The organism is Streptomyces sp. NPDC058864 (genome assembly GCF_042742985.1).
In the GTDB taxonomy this organism is placed as follows: Bacteria; Actinomycetota; Actinomycetes; order Streptomycetales; family Streptomycetaceae; genus Actinacidiphila.
Genome location: NZ_JBHYMQ010000008.1, coordinates 145,357 through 164,981, shown reverse-complemented (window position 1 = coordinate 164,981; position 19,625 = coordinate 145,357). Strand labels below are relative to the sequence as shown.

Sequence of the window (19,625 nt, the reverse complement as noted above, 5' to 3'; positions counted from 1 at the left end):
GAGTATCGCACGCTGTCTGTCACCATCTAGCTACCCTGCGTCATCTTCACCGTCCCGACGCCTCCCCCAGCCTCTCCAGGAGGGAAACCGGACATGGGTCCCCACCCCGCGGTCGCGGCGATACGCCTGGCGGTCCGCCGCGTACTCCAGGACGTCCTGACCGACCACCCCGGCGGCAGCCCGCTCGTGCTGGCCGCCTGCAGCGGCGGAGCCGACTCGATGGCCCTCGCCACCGCCCTCGCCTTCGAAGCGCCCAAACTCGGCATCCGGGCCGGCGCCGTCACCGTCGACCACGGCCTGCAGGACGGCTCCGCGGCCCGCGCCGTCGACGTGGCCGACCGCCTGCGCAGTCTCGGACTCGACCCGGTCGACGCCGTTGCGGTCACCGTGGGCCGTCAGGGCGGTCCGGAGGCCGCCGCACGGGACGCCCGGTACGCGGCGCTCGACGCCGTCGCGGAACGCGCCGGTGCCGCCGCCGTGCTGCTCGGCCACACCCGGGACGACCAAGCCGAAACGGTGCTGCTGGGGCTGGCCCGCGGCTCCGGCATCCGGTCGCTGTCCGGCATGCCCGCCGTCAACGGGCGCTACCGCCGCCCCTTCCTGCTGCTGGACCGTGACACGGTCCGCAAGGCCTGCCTCGCGCAGGGCATCGACGTGTGGGAGGACCCGCACAACCACGACCCCGCCTACACCCGCTCCCGGGTCCGCCACGAGGCGCTGCCGGTGCTGGAGAAGTCCCTGGGCAAGGGCGTCGTGGAGGCGCTGGCCCGTACCGCACAGCTCTCCCGGGACGACGCCGACGCCCTCGACCAGTGGGCGGCCCAGGCCGAGCGGACGGCCGTCGACGCCGACGGCGGGCTGGACGTCGCCCGGCTGCTGACCCTTCCCCCCGCCGTGCGCCGCCGGGTGCTGCGCCGGGCGGCCGTCGCGGCGGGCTCACCCGCGGGTTCGCTCTTCGCCCGGCACATCGAGGAGACCGACCGTCTGCTGACCGGGTGGCGCGGTCAGAAACCGCTCAACCTACCGGGCGGCGTCGTCGTCGGCCGGCGGAATGGCAGACTGTTCTTCCAGGCCCTGTAGACCGAGCCGGAAGTTGTGCGGGTGAACGAGAACGACATGGGCACCGACCTCGAGAAGGTGCTCATCTCCAAGCAAGAGATCGACGCCAAGCTGGCGGAGCTGGCTGCGCAGATCGACAAGGACTACGAGGGCAAGGACCTGCTGATCGTCGGCGTCCTGAAGGGCGCCGTCATGGTGATGGCGGACCTCGCGCGCTCCCTGTCGTCCCAGGTCACCATGGACTGGATGGCGGTGTCCTCGTACGGCGCTGGGACCAAGTCCTCGGGTGTCGTGCGGATCCTCAAGGACCTGGACACCGACATCGCCGGCCGGGACGTCCTGATCGTCGAGGACATCATCGACTCCGGTCTGACCCTGTCCTGGCTGATCAGCAACCTCGGCTCGCGCCGTCCGGCCTCGCTCGAGGTCTGCACGCTGCTGCGCAAGCCGGACGCCGCCAAGGTCGAGATCGACGTGAAGTACGTCGGCTTCGACATCCCCAACGAGTTCGTGGTCGGATACGGCCTGGACTTCGCGGAGAAGTACCGGAACCTGCCGTTCATCGGCACCCTTGCGCCGCACGTGTACGGCGGCTGAGGCTCCGGGAACCCCGACGCCCTCCTCCGCGTTGGAGGGTGGTAACGCTGTTTGTTTACGGTCTCCGGCGACTTCGGGTGACAATGCTGGGGTACCGTCCGAAGGTCGGTTCATACACCGGATGCACCGGCGGCCCCCAGGCCGCGGTGCCTCACTGTGGCAGGAGGGACGGGGCGTGATCGCCCCGCATGGATGGACGTGAAGCGCTATTTCCGTGGGCCAGTCATGTGGATCGTGCTGGCTGTCCTCGCTGTGGTCGTTTTGATGCAGGTCGTCGGCTCGTCCGGTGGCTACAAGACGGTGGACACCGGCCAGGCCATTGAGGCCATCAACAGCAACCAGGCCAAGTCCGCCGAGCTGACCACCGGCGACGAGAACACGATCAAGGTCGAGCTCAAGGACGGCGCCAAGGTCGGCGGCGAGGACCTGGGCTCCAAGATCAAGGCGAGCTACATCGGCGACCAGGGCGTCGACGTGGCCAAGATCCTGCAGGCCAAGGTCGACGACGGCAACAAGAGCACGCTGCCCGACGGCTACACCGTCGCGCCCTCGAAGCAGAATGCCTTCGTCGGCATCCTGCTGTCGCTGCTGCCCTTCGTGCTGATCGTCGTGGTCTTCCTGTTCCTGATGAACCAGATGCAGGGCGGCGGCTCCCGGGTCATGAACTTCGGGAAGTCCAAGGCCAAGCTGATCACCAAGGACACCCCGAAGACGACCTTCGCGGACGTCGCGGGCTCGGACGAGGCCGTCGAGGAGCTCCAGGAGATCAAGGAGTTCCTGCAGGAGCCGGCGAAGTTCCAGGCCGTGGGCGCCAAGATCCCCAAGGGTGTGCTGCTCTACGGCCCGCCCGGAACGGGCAAGACCCTGCTCGCGCGCGCCGTCGCCGGCGAGGCGGGCGTGCCGTTCTACTCGATCTCCGGCTCCGACTTCGTCGAGATGTTCGTGGGTGTCGGCGCCTCGCGTGTCCGCGACCTGTTCGAGCAGGCCAAGGCGAACGCCCCGGCCATCGTCTTCGTCGACGAGATCGACGCCGTCGGCCGGCACCGCGGTGCGGGTCTCGGCGGCGGTCACGACGAGCGCGAGCAGACGCTGAACCAGCTGCTGGTCGAGATGGACGGTTTCGACGTCAAGGGCGGCGTCATCCTGATCGCCGCCACCAACCGCCCGGACATCCTGGACCCGGCGCTGCTGCGCCCGGGCCGCTTCGACCGGCAGATCGCCGTCGACCGCCCCGACCTGCAGGGCCGCCTGGAGATCCTCAAGGTCCACCAGAAGGGCAAGCCGGTCGCCCCGGACGTCGACCTCAAGGCCGTCGCCCGCCGCACCCCCGGCTTCACCGGTGCGGACCTGGCAAACGTCCTCAACGAGGCGGCGCTGCTCACCGCGCGCAGCGACAAGAAGCTGGTCGACAACGCGATGCTGGACGAGGCCATCGACCGCGTCGTGGCCGGCCCGCAGAAGCGCACCCGGATCATGTCCGACAAGGAGAAGAAGATCACCGCGTACCACGAGGGCGGACACGCCCTGGTCGCGGCGGCTTCTCCGAACAGCGACCCGGTCCACAAGATCACGATCTTGTCGCGCGGCCGCGCCCTCGGCTACACGATGGTGCTGCCGGACGAGGACAAGTACTCCACCACCCGCAACGAGATGCTCGACCGGCTCGCCATGACCATGGGCGGCCGTGCGGCGGAGGAGCTGGTCTTCCACGACCCGACGACGGGTGCCGCGGACGACATCGAGAAGGCCACCACCACGGCCCGCGCGATGGTGACTCAGTACGGCATGACCGAGCGGCTGGGTGCGATCAAGTTCGGGACGAGCGACGGGGAGCCCTTCCTCGGCCGTGAGATGTCCCACCAGCGCGACTACTCGGAAGAGGTCGCCGGGCTGGTCGACGAAGAGGTCAAGAAGCTCATCGAGACCGCGCACAACGAGGCGTGGGAGATCCTGGTCGAGAACCGCGACGTCCTCGACAACCTGGTTCTGGCCCTCCTGGACAAGGAGACGCTGAACAAGGAGGAGCTCGCGGAGATCTTCAAGCCGATCGTCAAGCGCCCGCCGCGTCCGGCCTGGACGGGTTCCTCGCGGCGTACGCCGTCGACCCGCCCGCCGGTGCTCTCGCCCCGTGAGCTCGCCCTGACCAACGGCACCCAGCCGACGGCCAACGGCAGCGCCACGGCGTCGCTGAGCAAGCCCGCCGAGACGGTGGAGCTCCCGGAGGAGCCGAACCCCGAGGCCTGACGCCCCGGACGTGGCCTTGGTCACGGACATCGGAATGCGTGCCGCGCCCCCCAGGTTTCTATCCTGGGGGGCGCGGCGTTTCCGTGGTTCCCGCGGTCCGCGCATTCGGTACGTCTGAGGAACGAGGCACACATGACCGACCCGGTGACCCTTGAGGGCGACCTGCGCCCCGTCGGCGAGTTCGACGAGAAGCGCGCCGAGAACGCGGTCCGTGAGCTGCTGATCGCGGTCGGGGAGGACCCCGACCGCGAGGGGCTGCGGGAGACCCCCGCGCGGGTGGCCCGGGCGTACCGGGAGATCTTCGCCGGGCTCTACCAGGAGCCCGAGGACGTGCTGACGACCACCTTCGACCTCGGTCACGACGAGATGGTCCTGGTCAAGGACATCGAGGTGCTGTCGAGCTGTGAGCACCACCTGGTGCCGTTCGTGGGCGTCGCCCACGTCGGCTACATCCCCTCGACGGACGGCAAGATCACCGGCCTGTCGAAGCTGGCGCGCCTGGTCGACGTCTTCGCCCGCCGCCCGCAGGTGCAGGAGCGGCTGACCACGCAGATCGCCGACTCCCTCATGCGGATACTCGAACCGCGCGGTGTGATCGTGGTCATCGAGTGCGAGCACATGTGCATGACGATGCGCGGGGTCCGCAAGCCCGGCGCGAAGACCATCACCTCGGCGGTGCGGGGCCAGCTGCGCGACTCCGCGACCCGCGCCGAGGCGATGAGCCTGATCATGGCCAAGTGAGCCGAGGGGCCGCCGCCCCGGGCGCGGCGGCCGATGTCTCCGCTCCCCGCCCGCCGACGGAACCCACGTGGCGGAGTTCACGTCCTACAGGGCGCAAATCTCCGACGAGAGTGGGGCGTGCGGTGTGATCCGCATCGCCGGGGCGTGGTGAGCGATGTCTGTCGTGGCAGAGGAAGATCCCGCCGTCCGGGTTCCCCGGGACAGGGCGCGAGGGCTCCCGTGGGCGATGCCGGCGTCCGCCGCGCCCCGCGTGACGGGGACGGCGTGCGCGCTGGTGGGGCTGCTGGACCTCGCGGCCGCGGTGTTCCCCGGATTCCGGCACAGCCGGATGCACCTGCTCGCCGGGGTCTTCCCGGGGACGGTCACCTCGGTGGCCGCGGCGGCGGGCGTGGTCACCGGCGTCCTGATGCTGATGCTGGCGCACGCCCTCAAGCGGGGGAAGAAGCGCGCGTGGCGGGCGGCCGTGCTGCTGCTGCCGGCGGCCGCGGTGGCGCAGGTGCTGCACCGGCACTCGCTGGGCGGGGCCGTGCTGTCGGCGGTGCTGCTGGCCCTGCTGATCAGGTACCGGGCGGAGTTCTCGGCGCTCGGCGACCCGCGCACCCGGCTGAGGGCGGTCGCGGCCTTCGCGGGGCTCGGCGCGCTCAGCCTGGTGGTGGGGCTGGTCATCGTCAGCGCCCACCCGGCGGCCGAGACGGGCGACCCGACGTGGGCGCAGCGGTTCACCGAGGTGCTGTACGGGCTGTTCGGCTTCGACGGCCCGGTCGGGTACGCCACCGACCAGGCGGCCGACGTCGTCGCGTACTCCCTGGGCGGGCTGGGCTTCCTGACCGCCGCCACCACCGCGTACCTGGCGCTGCGCCCGGCCCACCCGGTCGCCGAACTGACGGCCGGGGACGAGGAGCGGCTGCGGGCGCTGCTGCGGCGGCACGGTGCCCGTGACTCCCTCGGGCACTTCGCGCTGCGCCGGGACAAGAGCGTGGTCTTCTCGCCCAGCGGCAAGGCCGCGGTCTGCTACCGCGTGGTGTCCGGGGTGATGCTGGCCAGCGGCGACCCGATCGGTGACGTGGAGGCCTGGCCGGGGGCGATACAGCGCTTCATGGCCGAGGCCCGGGCGCACGCCTGGATCCCCGCGGTGATGGGCTGCAGCGAGACCGGCGGCGAGGTGTGGACCCGGGAGACGGGTCTGGACGCCCTGGAGCTGGGCGACGAAGCCGTCGTGGAGACCGCCTGCTTCTCCCTGTCGGGGCGGGCGATGCGCAACGTGCGGCAGATGGTCAGGCGCACCGAGCGCGCCGGCTACGTGTGCCGGGTCCGGCGGGTGGCCGAGCTGGGCGAGGACGAGCGCGAGGCGGTCCGCCGCGCGGCGGACGCCTGGCGCGGTACGGACACCGAGCGGGGCTTCTCCATGGCGCTGGGCCGCTTCGGCGACCCGGCGGACGAGGACTGCGTGGTGGTGACGGCGCACGACGCGCAGGACGCGTTGCGGGCGGTGCTGCACTTCGTGCCCTGGGGCGAGGACGGCATGTCGCTGGACCTGATGCGGCGCGACCGGTCCGCCGACCCGGGGCTGAACGAGCTGCTGATCGTGGCCGCGCTGGGGGAGGCGCCGCGGCTGGGCGTGCAGCGGGTCTCGCTGAACTTCGCGATGTTCCGTTCGGCGCTGGCCCGCGGGGAGCGGCTCGGCGCGGGGCCGGTGCTGCGGACCTGGCGGGGGCTGCTGGTCTTCCTGTCCCGGTGGTTCCAGATCGAGTCGCTGTACCGGTTCAACGCCAAGTTCCAGCCGGAGTGGCTGCCGCGCTTCCTGGTCTTCCGGGCCACTGCCGACCTGCCCCGGATCGGCCTGGCCGCCATGCGGGCCGAGGGATTCGTCACCCTGGCCCTCCCGGCGTGGGCCTCCCGGCGCCTGCGGTGAGCCGCCCGCTCTAGGCTGAGCCCATGGGTACGATGCGCGGCCACGTGGCCGGATTGCCGTCCTGGGACCGGTGCGCGGTGATGGGCGTGGTCAACGTCACGCCGGACTCGTTCTCGGACGGCGGCGAGTGGTTCGACACCGAGCTGGCGGTGAAGCACGGCCTGGACCTCGTCGCGGCCGGTGCGGACCTGGTGGACGTCGGCGGCGAGTCGACCCGTCCGGGCGCGGCGCGGGTGGACGAGGCGGAGGAACTGCGCAGGGTGGTCCCGGTCGTTCGTGAGCTGACCAGGGCCGGGGTCGTGGTCAGCGTGGACACGATGCGGGCCACGGTCGCGGAGAAGGCGGTCGAGGCGGGCGCCGCCCTGGTCAACGACGTCAGCGGCGGCCAGGCCGACCCGGCGATGATCCCCGTCGTCGCGGCGACGGGCAGCCCGTTCATCGTGATGCACTGGCGGGGCCAGAGCATCGACATGAACAACCGGGCGGTCTACCGGGACGTCGTGGGCGAGGTCACCGCGGAGCTGCGGCGCAGCTTCGACCACGCGCTGGCGGGCGGCATCGACCCGGAGCGGATCGTCCTCGACCCGGGGCTGGGCTTCGCGAAGAACGCCGAGCACGACCTGACCCTGATCGCCCACGTCGAGGACCTGCTGGCCCTGGGACGCCCGCTGCTGATCGCGGCCTCCCGCAAGCGGTTCCTCGGCCGGGTGCTGGCCGGCGAGGGCGGCGATCCGCCGCCGGCCAGGGAGCGCGACGCCGCCACGGCCGCCGTCACCGCCATCGTGGCGGGCCGCGGCGCCTGGGCGGTCCGGGTGCACGAGGTGCACGACAGCGCCGACGCCGTACGCGTCGCACGGGCACTGGAGGGGGCACGATGACGCCGCGAACGGCCGAGGCCGCACGGGTCGAAGAGGCGAACCAGGCGTTCTACGACGCCGTGGAGCGGTCCGACCTGGACGCGCTGGAGGAGCTGGTGCTGACCGGCCCGCTGGCGGAGACCGTGTCCGTGGTGCACCCGGGGTGGCCGGTGCTGCGGGGGCGCCGCGAAGTGATGCGCTCGTACGCCCTGATCATGGCGAACACCGAGTACATCCAGTTCTTCCTGACCGACGTCGAGGTGGCGGTCGACGGCGACACGGCCCTGGTGACCTGCACCGAGAACATCCTCACCGGCGGCCCCGCCGAGGAGGAGGGCGAGATGGGCTCGCTCGTGGGCGGCCTGGTGGTCGCCACGAATGTGTTTCGGCGCACACCGGAGGGCTGGCGGCTGTGGGTGCACCACGGCTCCCCGGTGATGGCCGACGGGGTCGACGAGGACGCCGCGGAGGACGCCGACAACGGCGGCGAGGGGTCAGCCTGACGCCATTTGACCACTCGTTCGTGCCAAGAAGTGGCAAGAAGTGGTGAAGGCCGGAGTAGGCCGTTCCGACCCGGGGTAAGCGCGGGGCGGTCGGCCGCTCGCTGCCCGGTACTGGGGACTGTCGGCGGTCGAAGGTAGATTCGAGTGAGGGCGGTGCGGCCTTCCCCTCCCGCTGGGCGGGCGGACCGCGCCCACCCGTCCGTTCGTCGACCAGCGGGAGTGAATCGTGGATCGTGTCGCGCTGCGCGGCCTCAAGGCCCGCGGGCACCACGGCGTGTTCGAGCACGAGCGCCGCGAGGGCCAGGACTTCTTCGTGGACCTCGTCCTCGGCCTGGACACCGCTCCCGCCGCCGCCACGGACGACCTGACCAGGACCGTGCACTACGGCATCGTGGCCGAGGAGGTCACCGCCGTCGTCGAGGGCGAGCCCGTGGACCTGATCGAGACCTTGGCCCAGCGGATCGCCGACCAGGTGCTCAAGCACGACCTGGTCCAGGAGGTGGAGGTCACCGTGCACAAGCCACAGGCCCCGATCACCGTCCCGTTCGCCGATGTGTCCGTCACCATCACCCGGAGGCGCCCGTGAGCTACGACCCCACCGTGCAGCCGGTCCCGGCCTCCGTCGTCGCGCAGGTCGACGCCGCGGACTCGACGCTGCAGAACCCGAAGTTCGCCGTCATCTCGCTGGGCAGCAACCTCGGCAACCGCCTGGAGACGCTGCAGGGCGCCGTGGACGCGCTGGAGGACACCCCGGGCGTCCGGGTGAAGAAGGTCTCCCCGGTGTACGAGACGGAGCCCTGGGGCGTCGAGCCGGGCTCGCAGCCGAACTACTTCAACGCCGTGATCCTGGTCAGGACGACGCTCCCGCCGTCCTCGCTGCTGGAGCGCGGCCGGGCGATCGAGGACGCCTTCGCCAGGACCCGCACCGAGCGCTGGGGTGCGCGCACCATCGACGTCGACATCGTCGCCTACCAGGGCGTCGTCTCCGACGACCCGGAGCTGACACTGCCCCATCCGCGGGCGCACCAGCGGGCCTTCGTGCTGGCGCCGTGGCTCGACGTCGACCCCGCGGCCGAGCTGCCGGGCCAGGGGCCGGTGGCGGGTCTGCTGGCGGGCGTGGGCCGGGAGAGCGTGTGGGCCCGCGGCGACGTGGAACTCAGGCTGCCGGAGTAATCGTTACGATCCCGTCAGTACGTTCGTCGATGTGATGTGGGGAGCGAGCAACTCGGTGAAGGCGCTGCGCATCAGGACCCTGGTCGGACTGTTCGTGGTCGCCGGAGTGCTCTCGTGGGCGGGCGCGAAGCTCTGGGACTCGCTCGGCACCCTGCCGGGCGTGCCCGTGGCCGCGCCGATCGTGCTGGCGCTGATCGCCGCCGTCCTGGCGGCGACGGCGCTGTCGCTGCGCTCGCGGCTGCGCGCCCAGCGCGAACGGCGTCCGGGGGCCAAGGGCGTCGACCCGCTGCTCGCCGCCCGCGCGGTGGTTTTCGGCCAGGCCAGCGCCCTGGTCGCCGCCCTGGTCGCGGGGATCTACGGCGGCGCGTGCGTCTTCCTCGTCATGTACCAGATGGACAACGACCCCCGCCGCGACCAGGCGATCTACGCGGGTTCAGCGGTGATCGCCGGCATCGCGGTCTGTGCCGCAGCGATCTTCCTGGAGCGGGTCTGCCGCCTTCCCGAGGACGAGGACGACAACCGCACCGGCGCGGTGGGCGGCCGCGCGTAGCGCGGGCCCTGTCCCGGCGGGGCCGGAGCCGGCCTGGACTGTGCCGGTGGTTCGGCTTTCCCGCCGTCTCGCGCCCTTCGGGCGCGAGACGAGCTCGCACCCGGCGGGGCTCAGTAGCCCCGCCGGACGTTCTCCGCCGCGGCGTCGGCCTGGCGGCGGGAGCGGCGGCGGCGTTCGGTGGCCAGCTCGGCCAGCGCGTCGTCGAGCGCGGCCAGGACGCGGGCCGCGGCGGGGTCTGTCACGGCGGGTGCCGCCTCGGCGGCCGGGCCGACGCGCAGACCGAGCGTCCTGGTGAGGGCGGCGAGGACGGGCTCGTCCGCCGCAAGGCGGTCGGCCGCGCGGCGCCGGGCCGGGGAGTCGGTCAGCGTGGTCCGGGTGTCGCGGACCAGCCAGCTCCGGTGCCGTTCCCGGACGACCTCGCCCTCGGCCGTCAGGCCGGTCAGGTAGACGTCGGCCAGGCCGCGGCCCCTGCGCCACAGCCAGTCGCCGGGGGCCTCGTACGGTGCCTCGCGCAGCAGCGCGGCGGCGGCGTCGGCCAGCAGGGGGTCGGTGATCCCCGGTCGGCCGCCCGGGACCAGGCGGTCGCCGTCCAGGGCGACGGCTCCGGCGGCCAGGAGGTCGACGGCCTCGGCCGCGGCGAGCGCGAGCGAGAGATCGCCCGGTTCCACGGCGTGTTCGGCGGCCCGTTCCAGGGCGGTGATGATCAGATCGCGGGGGGTGGTCATGGAACGCTCCGCATCATGAGGCATCGGCGTCCGGTTCCGCCCGGCGATTGTCACCCGTCGCGGCCGGGGCCGCCACCGGCTGTCCCGCTCCCTCCTCGTCTCCGTCCTCTCCGTCCTCGTTGACCGAACGGCGCAGCGCGGCGTGGAGCGTCGCCGGGGTCAGCACCCCGGCGAATCGGTCGCCGTCCACGACGGCTATCCAGCCCGCGTCGTGCTGGAGCATCGCGCTGAACGCCCGCTTGAGAGGGGCGCCCACCGGGACCCAGGCCTCCAGGCGGCGGGTGTGGTCGGCCACCGTGCCGGAGGCGAGGGTGCCCGCGGCCACGTAGCCGCGCAGCCCGCCGTCGTCGTCGAGGACGACCGCGTAGGGGTCGCCCTGCTTCGCGAGGACGGCCGCGGCCTCCGCGGCCGGCGATCCGGCGCGTACGACGGGCGGGTGCTCCAGGTCCGTCGTCTCGATCGGCGTGACGGACAGCCGCTTCAGACCGCGGTCGGAGCCCACGAAGTCCGCGACGTACGGGGTGGCGGGGGAGCCGAGCACGGTCGCGGGGGTGTCGTACTGCTCGATCCGGCCGGGGCCGAAGACCGCCATGCGGTCGCCGAGCCGGACCGCCTCCTCGATGTCGTGTGTGACGAACAGCACGGTCTTGCGGACCTGCTCCTGCAGCCGCAGGAACTCCGACTGCAACCGCTCCCGTACGACCGGGTCGACGGCGCCGAAGGGCTCGTCCATCAGCAGCAGCGGCGGGTCGGCCGCCAGCGCCCGTGCCACGCCGACCCGTTGCCGCTGGCCGCCGGAGAGCTGCTCGGGGTAGCGGGAGCCGTGCACGGACGGGTCCAGGCCGACCAGTTCCAGCAGCTCGGCGGCGCGCGCCCGGCGCTTGGCGCGCGTCCAGCCGAGCAGGTGCGGCACGGTCTCGGTGTTCTCCAGCACGGTCTTGTGCGGGAACAGGCCGACGTTCTGGATGACGTAGCCGATGCGGCGGCGCAGCCGTACCGGGTCGGTGCGGGCGATGTCCTCGCCGTCCAGCAGGATCCGGCCCGCGGTGGGCTCGATGAGCCGGTTGACCATCTTCATCGTGGTGGTCTTGCCGCAGCCGGACGGCCCGACGAGGGTCACGAGTTCGCCCTCGCGCACCTCGAAGGACAGGTCGTCGACGGCGGTGGTGCCGTCGGGGTAGCGCTTGGTGACGTTCTCGAAGCGGATCATCGGGACCTCTCGTCGGCGCTGGGCGGTGCGGCTCACCCCCCAGCTTGGTACACGCTCGGCGATGGTTGTGAAGGGGGTGTTGCGAGGATGTGGCAGGACACCGGGAATGTCCGCGGCCGGGTTTACGCTCACCTGCATGATCTGAACCGGGCGGGGGAGGTGGCATCGCATGGCCGGACAGGACTGTCTCGCGGCGAACGACTGGATATGCGGCGAGTTCGTGCGCACGCGCAGCCAGGAGTTGCTGGACGCGGGAGTGCAACATCTGTGGATCACCGCGGTGTCGGTGGCCGCGGGTGTGCTGCTCGCGCTGCCGCTGGCCCTGGTGGCCCGGCGCTGGCGGGCGGCCGAGGGGCCGGTGCTGGGGGTGACGACCGTGCTCTACACGGTCCCGTCGCTCGCGCTCTTCTCCCTGCTCGTGCCCGTCTTCGGGATCTCCGCGGCCGTGGTCGTCACCGGGCTGACGCTCTACTCGCTGACCATCCTCGTCAGGAACTTCCTCGCCGGACTGGACTCCGTGCCCGAGGACGCGCGGGAGGCCGCGCGCGGCATGGGGTACGGGCCGTTGCGGCTGCTGCTGGAGGTCGAGCTGCCGCTGGCGCTGCCGGCGGTGATGGCGGGTGTGCGGATCGCCACGGTCGCCACGGTCTCCCTCACGACGGTCGGCGCGATCCTCGGCTACGGGGGGCTGGGCAACCTCGTCTACGAAGGGATGCGCAGCTTCTTCAAGGCGGAGGTGTTCACCGCCTCGGTGATCTGCGTACTGCTCGCGATCCTCGCGGACGTGCTGCTGCTCGGTCTCCAGCGGCTGCTCTCGCCCTGGAGCCGCGCCTCGAAGGCGGTGGCGTGATGGCGGTGGTCCCCGACACGTGGGAGTGGCTGACCGACGGCGCCAACTGGACCGGCACCGACGGGGTGCTGCAGCGGCTCGGCGAGCACCTCTTCCTGACCTTCGTCTCCCTGGGCATCGCCTGCGCCGTGGCGCTGCCCGTCGCGATCCTCCTCGGCCACCTCGGCAAGGGCGGCGCGCTGGCCGTCAACCTGTCCAACGTCGGGCGCGCGGTGCCCACCTTCGCGGTGCTCGTGCTGCTGATCATCGCCCTGGGGTCGGCGAGCCGCTGGCCGACGATCCTCGCGCTGGTCCTCTTCGCCGTCCCGCCGCTGCTCACCAACACCTACGTCGGCATGCGCCAGGTCGACCGCGACGCGGTGGAGGCCGCCCGCGGCATGGGGATGACCGGGGGCCAGATGCTCCGCCGGATCGAGCTGCCGCTCGCGCTGCCCTTCGTCATGAGCGGGGTGCGCTCGGCCGCCGTCCAGGTCGTCGCCACCGCCACGCTCGCGGCACTGCCCGGTGAGGGCGGCCTCGGCCGCGTCATCACCGCGGGCTTCGCCCAGTACGACACCCCGAAGGTCGTCGCGGGCGCGGTGCTCGTGGCCGCGCTCGCCCTGCTCGTGGAGGGAGTCTTCCTCTTGCTGCAACGCCTGGTGTCCCCCGCGCGGAAGTCCCGACCCGCCCGAAGACCTGTCCGTCCCACCCATCAGATGGAGTTCACATGAGCAAGGCCCTGCGCACCGCCACCGCCCTGGCCGCCGTGGCGGTCCTCTCCGCGGGCCTGGCGGCCTGCGGCGGCGACAGCCTGGAGAAGAGCGGGGGAGGGGGCAGTTCGCCGGCAGCCGGCGGCAAGGGCTCCCTGACCGTCGGCTCCGCCGGGTTCACCGAGAGCACGGTCCTCGCGCAGCTGTACGCGCAGCTGCTGACCGACGCCGGCTACAAGACCACGATCAAGACCGTCGACAACCGCGAGCTGTACGAACCGGCCCTGGAGAAGGGGCAGATCGACGTCGTCCCCGAGTACGCGGCCACCCTCGCGGAGTTCCTCAACGCGAAGGTGAACGGCAAGGACGCCCCGCCCGTCGCCTCCTCCGACGTCGACGCCACCGTCACGGCGCTCACGGAACTCGCCGGCCCGCTTGGGCTGAAGGTGCTTCCGGCCGGGGAAGCCGTCGACCAGAACGCTTTCGCGGTCACCAAGGAATTCGCGGAGAAGAACGACCTCAAGACCCTTTCCGACCTCGGCAAGTCGAAGATCAAGGTCAAGCTCGCCGCGGGCGAGGAATGCTCGATCCGCCCCTTCTGCTCGCCCGGCCTGAAGAAGATCTACGGCATAGACGTCACGTCGGTGGACGCCAAGGGCGTCGGCACCGTCCAGTCCAAGCAGGCCGTCAAGGACGGCACCGACCAGCTGGTGCTCACCACGACCACGGACGCCACGCTGGACCAGTTCGGCCTGGTGCTGCTGGAGGACGACAAGGGCCTGCAGAACGCCGACAACCTGCTGCCCGTCGTCAACGCGAAGGAGGCCGGCGGGGCGGACGTCGCCGCCGCCCTCGACAAGCTCACCCAGGTGCTGACCACGGCCGACCTCGCCGGGCTGAACAAGCAGGTGGACTCGGAGCGTAAGAAGCCCGAGGACGTCGCCGCGGATTACCTGAAGTCGAAGGGTCTGCTGAAGGGCTGAGGCCCGGTGGACAAGATCGAATAAATGGTGGCGGGAGGGCGTTCGCGTGACGTTTCGCGTACGCGTGGGCGCCCTCCGTATTTGTCGTTGTGTGTTCGGTGAGAAATCGGATGCCGCGGCCCCACACGACCCACGGGCACGCTAAGTTCCCTACCATGCCCCGTGGACGACACCGCCATTCACAGCCGCTGCACCGGCTGCTCCCGCCCGTGACGGTCGCCGGCTCCGCCGCGGCCCTCGCCGTCGGCGCACTGGTGATCGGTGATCCGGTGCTGCTCCGTGTGTTCGTCGTCGCGGCGGCCGGTGTCGCCGGGGGCGGCGCCTTCCTGCTGCGCAGCTGGGACCGCGCCGCGGGCAAGCAGGTGGCCGACCTCAAGACCGCGCGGGTGCGCGACGAATGGCGTGCCGACGAGCGGATCGCGGAGCTCGAGGTGGACCTCGAGGACTCCCGCGAGCTGCGCGGCAAGCTGGAGAACAAACTGCGCGGCAAGCGCGCCGAGCTGGCCCGGCTGCGTACGGAGCACGCGGACCTGCTGCGCCGCTACGCCACCGCCGAGTCCGAGCGGGCCCGCGCCCTGGAGGAGGGCCGCGTCGCGAAGAAGGCGGTCGGCTCCGCGCTTCCCGTGCCCTACACCGCGCCGGTCAGCCCGGCCGCGTACCTGCGGGCGTCCGCCGCGCTGCGGGACCTGTCGCGCAACGGCGCCCGCCAGCAGGCCGCGCTCACCGTCGAGGAGGCGCGCCGCCGCGACCTCGCCGACACCGACGAGCCGCAGGGCAGGCACGCGCTGGACCCGGCGGTCCGCGACCGTCCGGCCGACGACACCACCAGTGGCAGCGGGAGCAACCCGGCACTGCCGGTGCGCCAGCCCAAGCTCGTCCCGGCGGTCGCCGCGGCCGTGCTGCCCTACGCCAAGCCCAACCGGCAGGCCAGCCGCGCCCAGGGCGGCTTCGACTTCTTCGGCACGAAGGGCGAGAAGGCCGAGAAGGCCCGCCCCCAGGATCCGGCCGGCGAGGCGGCGCCCGCCGAGGCGGACCTCGCCGACGTCGTCGGGGACGAGGCCGTCGCCGAGCAGGCCGAGGTCATCGACCTGACCGCGCACGACGAGACCGAGCAGCTCGACCTCAGCGAGCTGCGCGCCCGCTCCTCCTGACGTCCGGCGGGCACGGGCCGCCCGCGGGCGGCCCGCCCGTCACTTGTCGATGTCGCCGACGACGAAGAACATCGAGCCCAGGATCGCCACCATGTCGGCGACCAGCGTGCCCGGCAGCAGCACGGCCAGCGCCTGGATGTTGTTGTAGGACGCCGAGCGCAGCTTGAGCCGGTACGGCGTCTTCTCGCCCTTGGACACCAGGTAGTAGCCGTTGAGCCCGAGCGGGTTCTCGGTCCAGGCGTACGTGTGGCCCTCGGGGGCCTTGAGCACCTTGGGCAGCCGCTGGTTGATGGGGCCGGGGGGCAGCTCGGCCAGCCGGTCCAGGCACGCGTCGGCGAGGTCCAGGGCGTTGTGGGTCTGCTCCAGCAGCACCTCGAAGCGGGCCAGGCAGTCGCCCTCGGTGCGGGTGGGGACCTTCAGGGTGTCCGTCAACTCCCCGTAGGCCAGGTAGGGCTCGTCCCGGCGCAGGTCGAAGTCGACGCCCGAGGCGCGGGCGATCGGCCCGCTCACCCCGTAGGCGTGCACGTCGCGGGCGGGGAGGATGCCGACGCCGCGGGTGCGGCCGCGGAAGATCTCGTTGCCCAGGACGAGGTCGTCGAAGGTCCCCATGCGCGAGCGCACGGCGGCGACGGCGCCGCGGACCCGGCCGTGCCAGCCGTTGGGAAGGTCCTCCTTGAGGCCGCCGACGCGGTTGAACATGTAGTGCATGCGGCCGCCGGAGACCTCCTCCATGACCGCCTGCAGGTCCTCGCGCTCGCGGAACGCGTGGAAGATCGGGGTGATCCCGCCCAGTTCGAGCGGGTAGGAGCCGAGGAACATCAGGTGGTTGAGCACCCGGTTCAGCTCGGCGAGCAGCGTGCGGGTCCACACCGCGCGCTCGGGCACCTCCATGCCGAGCATGCGCTCCACGGCGAGCACGACGCCGAGTTCGTTGGAGAAGGCGGAGAGCCAGTCGTGCCGGTTGGCCAGCATGATGATCTGGCGGTAGTCCCGGGCCTCGAAGAGCTTCTCGGCGCCGCGGTGCATGTAGCCGATGACCGGCTCCGCCGAGCCGATCCGCTCGCCGTCCAGGCTCAGGCGCAGCCGCAGCACACCGTGCGTCGAGGGGTGCTGCGGGCCGATGTTCAGCACCATGTCGGTGCCCTCGGCGGCGCCGCCGATGCCGATCGTGGTCTCCGTCATGGCCCCAGTTTCCCATCCCTTTACGCGACCGGGGGCGTGCCCCCCGGCGCTTCCCCGGCCGCCGGCACGGGCTGCTCCAGCCAGAGGAAGCCGCCCAGCCCGGACGGGTCGGTGAGCTCGGCCGCCTGGCCCGCGCGGGCCAGGGCGCGTACGTATCCGGCGGGGTCGGAGGAGGCCAGCGAGAGCGGCGGGCGGGCCCCGGTGACCCCCAGGCCGCCCAGGGCCTCGCGCTGGGTGCGCAGGACCGCCCCGGGGCCCGTGCAGGCGTCCATCGCCACGTGCGCCGTGATGTCGCAGGAGCCGTCGGGCACCGGCGGCGAGACCTCGCGGCCCGCCCGGAACGCGGTGAGCGTCCCGTACGGCGGGCGGGCCCCGGCCACGTGCCCGTAGTCGACCGCGACGGCGAGCCCGGCCTCCAGGGAGTCCACCGCGGCGGCCCAGGCGGAATCCCGCCCGCGGCCGATTTCCGCCCGGGTCCCGGGCTGCGCGCCCTCGACCGGCCACCAGCGGCGCAGCCAGGCGGCGTCCTCCCCGCCCACCGGGTCGCCCAGGCGCTCGGCGCCGTCGAAGGCGCGGACGAGGACGTGGCGGGGCAGCCCGTCCGCGTCGGTCTCCACCACCCCGACCGGCACGTTGTCCAGCCATTCGTTGGCGAAGAGCAGGCCCCGCAGGCCCCGCGGGAGCTCATCGGACCAGGTCACCCGGGCGTCCAGGCCGTCCGGTCGCGGGGCCTTCTCCACCGCGTGGGGCCGCAGGCGGGCGCGCAACGTGGCGGGAACCACATCGAGCACCCCCGTGAGCAGTTCCCCGGCCCCCGCGCCGACGTCCACCAGGGCCAGCTCGCCGGGGTGTCCGAGGTCCGCGTCGACGCGCTCCAGGAGGCGGGCGACGGCCCCTGCGAACAGCGGCGAGGCATGCACCGACGTGCGGAAATGGGCGGCCGGGCGCTCCCGCCGGAAGAACCCTCCCGGGCCGTACAGGGCCCGCTCCGTGGCTTCCCGCCACCCCGTCCACGCGGCTGTGCTGTCGATCACGCCTCCACCGTATGCGTACGACCCGGGGCTTCGGACGGTTGAGCGGGACGTCACCGGTTCCAGGTAGGGTGCCGTGGTCAGAGGTGTGTCCGCCCGTGACGGCCGCGGATGAATCGATCATGAACATTCGCCATCGCGGAGAGCGCACGCCTTTCGCCGGATGCCCCGGTACTGATAGGTGCTGTGCAAGCGACAGGCAGTGGAAGGTGAAGAGCGATGACGGCCGGCAACAACGGTGCCCCGGAGCCCGGGAGTGACGACCCCTTCGCGTACCTGTACCGCCAGGACGGCGAGGAGCCGGGTCAGGCGGCTGCTGCCCAGCCCGGTGTGCCCCGCACCTCGTACAACCAGGTGCAGAGGGTCGGTGAGCGGCGCCCGCAGCAGCCGCAGCAGCAGCCCGGTTACGGCTACCCGCAGCAGCAGCCCGGGTACGGCCAGCAGCCGCCCGCCTATGGTCAGCAGCCGCCCGCCTACGGCCAGCCGCAGCCCCAGCACGCCCAGGCGACCCAGCAGATGCCCCAGGGTCCCGGCGGACCGGCAGGCCCGGCCGGCGGCCCCGGTCGCCGCGCGGCCTCCCCGCGCCCCGGCGGCCCCAACAGCAAGAGCCTGCTGATCGGTGCCGTCGCCGTGGTCGCCGCCGTCGCGATCGGCATCGGCGTCGCCATGGCGGGCGGCGACGACGACACCCCCAGCGCGGGCAGCACCCCGACCGCGACCGCGAGCAGCGACGGCGGCAAGGACGACACCTCCGGCGAGCCCTCGGCCCCGGCGAGCGCGGCCATGCCGGGAGTGGTGGACGCGGCCGACCTGAAGCTCGCCGGCGGTGCCACGGTCACCACCGGTGTCTCCGGGGGCAAGGGCGCCGGCGGCAAGTACGTCGCCGGGATGGAGTCCGTGGGTGCCTCCGCCACGTGGAACTTCTCCGTCCCCGAGGACGGCGCGTACACGCTGTTCGTGGAGTACACCGTGCCGGGCGCCGACGGGAACGCCACGATCACCGTCAACGGCGAGAAGCAGCAGCGGCCGATGAGCCTGAAGAACTTCGCGCAGGCCAAGGCGGGTGACTACGAGGGCGGTTGGACGAAGACCTACAGCTACATCCGGCTGAAGCAGGGCGAGAACACGGTGGCCCTGTCCTGCGAGGCGGGCAACCAGTGCAACTACTACCTCGACCAGGTCTCGGTCGAGCAGGGCGAGCACAAGAACTAACGCCCCGCCTCCTCCGAGCGCAGCACCTCGACCCGCCCCAGCAGGTCCTCGTACACCCCGCGGTCGAACTCGCCCGCGACCGGAGCCGCCACGGTGGCCGCCGAGAGGGCGACGGCGCGGGCGAGGCGCCGCGGCCAGTCGAGGCCCTCGACGATCCCGGAGAGCAGGGCGGCCACGGCGGAGTCGCCGGCGCCGGCGGGGTTGCCCGGGAGGGGGGCCGGGGGCCGGGCCGTCCACACGGTGCCGTCCTCCGCGAAGGCGAGCATCCCGTCGGGGCCGAGCGAGGCCGCGACGGCGCGGGCCCCGCGGCGGCGGGCGTCGCGGGCCGCGCGCATGGGCTCCGTTGCGCCGGTGAGCCCGGTCAGTTCGGTGGCGTTGGGCTTGACGAGGTCGGGCCGGGCGGCCAGTCCGCGCCGCAGCGGCTCGCCGCTGGTGTCCAGGAGCACCGGGACGCCGGCGGCGCGCGCGTCCCGGACGAGCTCGGCGTAGCAGCCGACGGGCAGCCCCGGCGGCAGGCTGCCGCACAGCGCCACGGCGCGCGTCGTGCCGCCCTCCAGGAACGTGCGGTACGTGCCGTGGAAGGCCGCCCACTCCTCCGAAGTGATCGTCGGCCCGGGCTCGTTGAACATCGTGGTGTCGCCGCCCGTCTCGTCCACGACGCCGACCGTCCGCCGGGTGCTGCCGGCGGTGGGCACGAGGGCGTCCGTGACGCCGTCGATCCCCGTCAGCCAGCCGCGCAGCCGGTCCCCGGACGCGCCGCCCGCGAATCCGGTCGCGACGGCCTCGTGGCCGAGCGCGGCGAGGACGCGGGCGACGTTCAGCCCTTTGCCGCCGGGACGTTCCGCGGCCTCAGACACCCGGTGGGTGGTGTGCGGCCGCAGCCGGGGGACGCGGTAGGTCACGTCGATGGCGGCGTTCAGCGTGACGGTGACGATCACCGCATGATCCCTTCGAAC

General features: G+C 72.5%; 20 protein-coding genes. 15 read left to right on the top strand and 5 right to left on the bottom strand.

Going from position 1 to position 19,625, the window contains the following annotated elements; translation table 11 throughout:
- Nucleotides 1-93 precede the first annotated feature (93 nt).
- The 10 genes from tilS to ACFW3D_RS09480 all read left to right on the top strand — a co-directional run bounded on the left by tilS (nucleotide 94) and on the right by ACFW3D_RS09480 (nucleotide 9,636).
- Entirely contained in the window at nucleotides 94-1,080 is a 987-nt protein-coding gene (gene tilS, locus ACFW3D_RS09525) for a tRNA lysidine(34) synthetase TilS (RefSeq protein ID WP_500503180.1), read from the top strand.
- A gap of 36 nt (nucleotides 1,081-1,116) precedes the next feature.
- Nucleotides 1,117-1,656, top strand: coding sequence for a phosphoribosyltransferase (hpt, locus tag ACFW3D_RS09520; protein ID WP_499516875.1), 540 nt, complete (start codon nucleotides 1,117-1,119; stop codon nucleotides 1,654-1,656).
- 192 nt (nucleotides 1,657-1,848) lie between these two features.
- The gene (gene ftsH, locus ACFW3D_RS09515) at nucleotides 1,849-3,900 is read left to right on the top strand and encodes an ATP-dependent zinc metalloprotease FtsH (protein WP_500503179.1); all 2,052 of its coding nucleotides are present in this window, start codon (nucleotides 1,849-1,851) and stop codon (nucleotides 3,898-3,900) included.
- A gap of 132 nt (nucleotides 3,901-4,032) precedes the next feature.
- Complete coding sequence (folE, locus tag ACFW3D_RS09510) at nucleotides 4,033-4,641, top strand: GTP cyclohydrolase I FolE (RefSeq protein WP_499599774.1); 609 nt, start codon at nucleotides 4,033-4,035, stop codon at nucleotides 4,639-4,641.
- 226 nt (nucleotides 4,642-4,867) lie between these two features.
- Nucleotides 4,868-6,553, top strand: a complete 1,686-nt coding sequence (locus ACFW3D_RS09505; protein WP_500503177.1) for a phosphatidylglycerol lysyltransferase domain-containing protein — start codon at nucleotides 4,868-4,870, stop codon at nucleotides 6,551-6,553.
- Nucleotides 6,554-6,576: 23 nt separating this feature from the next.
- Nucleotides 6,577-7,431: a dihydropteroate synthase gene (gene folP / locus ACFW3D_RS09500; RefSeq protein WP_500503175.1), complete on the top strand. Its 855-nt coding sequence runs from the start codon at nucleotides 6,577-6,579 to the stop codon at nucleotides 7,429-7,431.
- Nucleotides 7,428-7,913, top strand: coding sequence for a nuclear transport factor 2 family protein (locus ACFW3D_RS09495; RefSeq protein WP_500368553.1), 486 nt, complete (start codon nucleotides 7,428-7,430; stop codon nucleotides 7,911-7,913). The genes folP and ACFW3D_RS09495 overlap by 4 nt, the downstream gene beginning before the upstream one ends.
- A gap of 226 nt (nucleotides 7,914-8,139) precedes the next feature.
- Nucleotides 8,140-8,499: a dihydroneopterin aldolase gene (gene folB / locus ACFW3D_RS09490; protein ID WP_018558516.1), complete on the top strand. Its 360-nt coding sequence runs from the start codon at nucleotides 8,140-8,142 to the stop codon at nucleotides 8,497-8,499.
- Complete coding sequence (gene folK / locus ACFW3D_RS09485) at nucleotides 8,496-9,086, top strand: 2-amino-4-hydroxy-6-hydroxymethyldihydropteridine diphosphokinase (protein ID WP_500503173.1); 591 nt, start codon at nucleotides 8,496-8,498, stop codon at nucleotides 9,084-9,086. Before folB ends, folK begins: the two co-directional genes overlap by 4 nt.
- Nucleotides 9,087-9,141: 55 nt before the next feature.
- Nucleotides 9,142-9,636, top strand: a complete 495-nt coding sequence (locus ACFW3D_RS09480; RefSeq protein ID WP_500503243.1) for a DUF3180 domain-containing protein — start codon at nucleotides 9,142-9,144, stop codon at nucleotides 9,634-9,636.
- 110 nt (nucleotides 9,637-9,746) lie between these two features.
- Here the strand turns inward: ACFW3D_RS09480 and ACFW3D_RS09475 are convergent, their stop codons facing one another.
- Nucleotides 9,747-10,361, bottom strand: coding sequence for a GPP34 family phosphoprotein (locus ACFW3D_RS09475; protein ID WP_500503171.1), 615 nt, complete (start codon nucleotides 10,359-10,361; stop codon nucleotides 9,747-9,749).
- A gap of 13 nt (nucleotides 10,362-10,374) precedes the next feature.
- The gene (locus tag ACFW3D_RS09470; RefSeq protein ID WP_500503242.1) at nucleotides 10,375-11,571 is read right to left on the bottom strand and encodes an ABC transporter ATP-binding protein; all 1,197 of its coding nucleotides are present in this window, start codon (nucleotides 11,569-11,571) and stop codon (nucleotides 10,375-10,377) included.
- Nucleotides 11,572-11,740: 169 nt separating this feature from the next.
- Between ACFW3D_RS09470 and ACFW3D_RS09465 the strand changes: the two genes are divergently transcribed.
- From ACFW3D_RS09465 to ACFW3D_RS09450, 4 genes are all read left to right on the top strand, one after another.
- Nucleotides 11,741-12,421 (top strand): ABC transporter permease, encoded by a 681-nt coding sequence (locus ACFW3D_RS09465; RefSeq protein ID WP_500503169.1) that lies wholly within the window; start codon nucleotides 11,741-11,743, stop codon nucleotides 12,419-12,421.
- On the top strand, nucleotides 12,421-13,131 hold the full coding sequence (locus ACFW3D_RS09460) for an ABC transporter permease (protein WP_500503167.1): 711 nt from the start codon (nucleotides 12,421-12,423) through the stop codon (nucleotides 13,129-13,131). Before ACFW3D_RS09465 ends, ACFW3D_RS09460 begins: the two co-directional genes overlap by 1 nt.
- A complete protein-coding gene (locus ACFW3D_RS09455; RefSeq protein ID WP_500503165.1) occupies nucleotides 13,128-14,093 on the top strand; it encodes an ABC transporter substrate-binding protein in 966 nt (321 codons plus the stop codon). The genes ACFW3D_RS09460 and ACFW3D_RS09455 overlap by 4 nt, the downstream gene beginning before the upstream one ends.
- 155 nt (nucleotides 14,094-14,248) lie before the next feature.
- A complete protein-coding gene (locus tag ACFW3D_RS09450; RefSeq protein WP_500503163.1) occupies nucleotides 14,249-15,244 on the top strand; it encodes a hypothetical protein in 996 nt (331 codons plus the stop codon).
- 39 nt (nucleotides 15,245-15,283) lie between these two features.
- On the opposite strand, the gene ACFW3D_RS09445 is transcribed toward ACFW3D_RS09450, so the two are convergent.
- Nucleotides 15,284-16,426, bottom strand: a complete 1,143-nt coding sequence (locus ACFW3D_RS09445; RefSeq protein ID WP_500503161.1) for an NADH-quinone oxidoreductase subunit D — start codon at nucleotides 16,424-16,426, stop codon at nucleotides 15,284-15,286.
- Between the two features lie 20 nt (nucleotides 16,427-16,446).
- On the bottom strand, nucleotides 16,447-17,460 hold the full coding sequence (locus ACFW3D_RS09440) for an SAM-dependent methyltransferase (RefSeq protein ID WP_500503159.1): 1,014 nt from the start codon (nucleotides 17,458-17,460) through the stop codon (nucleotides 16,447-16,449).
- A gap of 216 nt (nucleotides 17,461-17,676) precedes the next feature.
- On the opposite strand from ACFW3D_RS09440, the gene ACFW3D_RS09435 reads away from it, so the two are divergent.
- Nucleotides 17,677-18,669 (top strand): carbohydrate-binding protein, encoded by a 993-nt coding sequence (locus ACFW3D_RS09435; protein ID WP_500503157.1) that lies wholly within the window; start codon nucleotides 17,677-17,679, stop codon nucleotides 18,667-18,669.
- On the opposite strand, the gene ACFW3D_RS09430 is transcribed toward ACFW3D_RS09435, so the two are convergent.
- Complete coding sequence (locus ACFW3D_RS09430; protein ID WP_500503155.1) at nucleotides 18,666-19,607, bottom strand: 1-phosphofructokinase family hexose kinase; 942 nt, start codon at nucleotides 19,605-19,607, stop codon at nucleotides 18,666-18,668. The two genes, ACFW3D_RS09435 and ACFW3D_RS09430, sit on opposite strands and share 4 nt — an antisense overlap.
- Between the last annotated feature and the right edge of the window lie 18 nt (nucleotides 19,608-19,625).

Bases quoted from the DNA above. Each gene is read 5' to 3' on its own strand.
- folE (WP_499599774.1), top strand. From the start codon at position 4,033: ATGACCGACCCGGTGACCCTTGAGGGCGACCTGCGCCCCGTCGGCGAG.
- ACFW3D_RS09435 (WP_500503157.1), top strand. From the start codon at position 17,677: ATGACGGCCGGCAACAACGGTGCCCCGGAGCCCGGGAGTGACGACCCC.
- ACFW3D_RS09505 (WP_500503177.1), top strand. From the start codon at position 4,868: ATGCCGGCGTCCGCCGCGCCCCGCGTGACGGGGACGGCGTGCGCGCTG.
- tilS (WP_500503180.1), top strand. From the start codon at position 94: ATGGGTCCCCACCCCGCGGTCGCGGCGATACGCCTGGCGGTCCGCCGC.
- ACFW3D_RS09465 (WP_500503169.1), top strand. From the start codon at position 11,741: ATGGCCGGACAGGACTGTCTCGCGGCGAACGACTGGATATGCGGCGAG.
- hpt (WP_499516875.1), top strand. From the start codon at position 1,117: ATGGGCACCGACCTCGAGAAGGTGCTCATCTCCAAGCAAGAGATCGAC.
- ACFW3D_RS09460 (WP_500503167.1), top strand. From the start codon at position 12,421: ATGGCGGTGGTCCCCGACACGTGGGAGTGGCTGACCGACGGCGCCAAC.
- folP (WP_500503175.1), top strand. From the start codon at position 6,577: ATGGGTACGATGCGCGGCCACGTGGCCGGATTGCCGTCCTGGGACCGG.
- ftsH (WP_500503179.1), top strand. From the start codon at position 1,849: ATGGACGTGAAGCGCTATTTCCGTGGGCCAGTCATGTGGATCGTGCTG.
- ACFW3D_RS09445 (WP_500503161.1), bottom strand. From the start codon at position 16,426: ATGACGGAGACCACGATCGGCATCGGCGGCGCCGCCGAGGGCACCGAC.
- ACFW3D_RS09455 (WP_500503165.1), top strand. From the start codon at position 13,128: ATGAGCAAGGCCCTGCGCACCGCCACCGCCCTGGCCGCCGTGGCGGTC.
- ACFW3D_RS09450 (WP_500503163.1), top strand. From the start codon at position 14,249: ATGCCCCGTGGACGACACCGCCATTCACAGCCGCTGCACCGGCTGCTC.
- ACFW3D_RS09470 (WP_500503242.1), bottom strand. From the start codon at position 11,571: ATGATCCGCTTCGAGAACGTCACCAAGCGCTACCCCGACGGCACCACC.
- ACFW3D_RS09475 (WP_500503171.1), bottom strand. From the start codon at position 10,361: ATGACCACCCCCCGCGATCTGATCATCACCGCCCTGGAACGGGCCGCC.
- ACFW3D_RS09495 (WP_500368553.1), top strand. From the start codon at position 7,428: ATGACGCCGCGAACGGCCGAGGCCGCACGGGTCGAAGAGGCGAACCAG.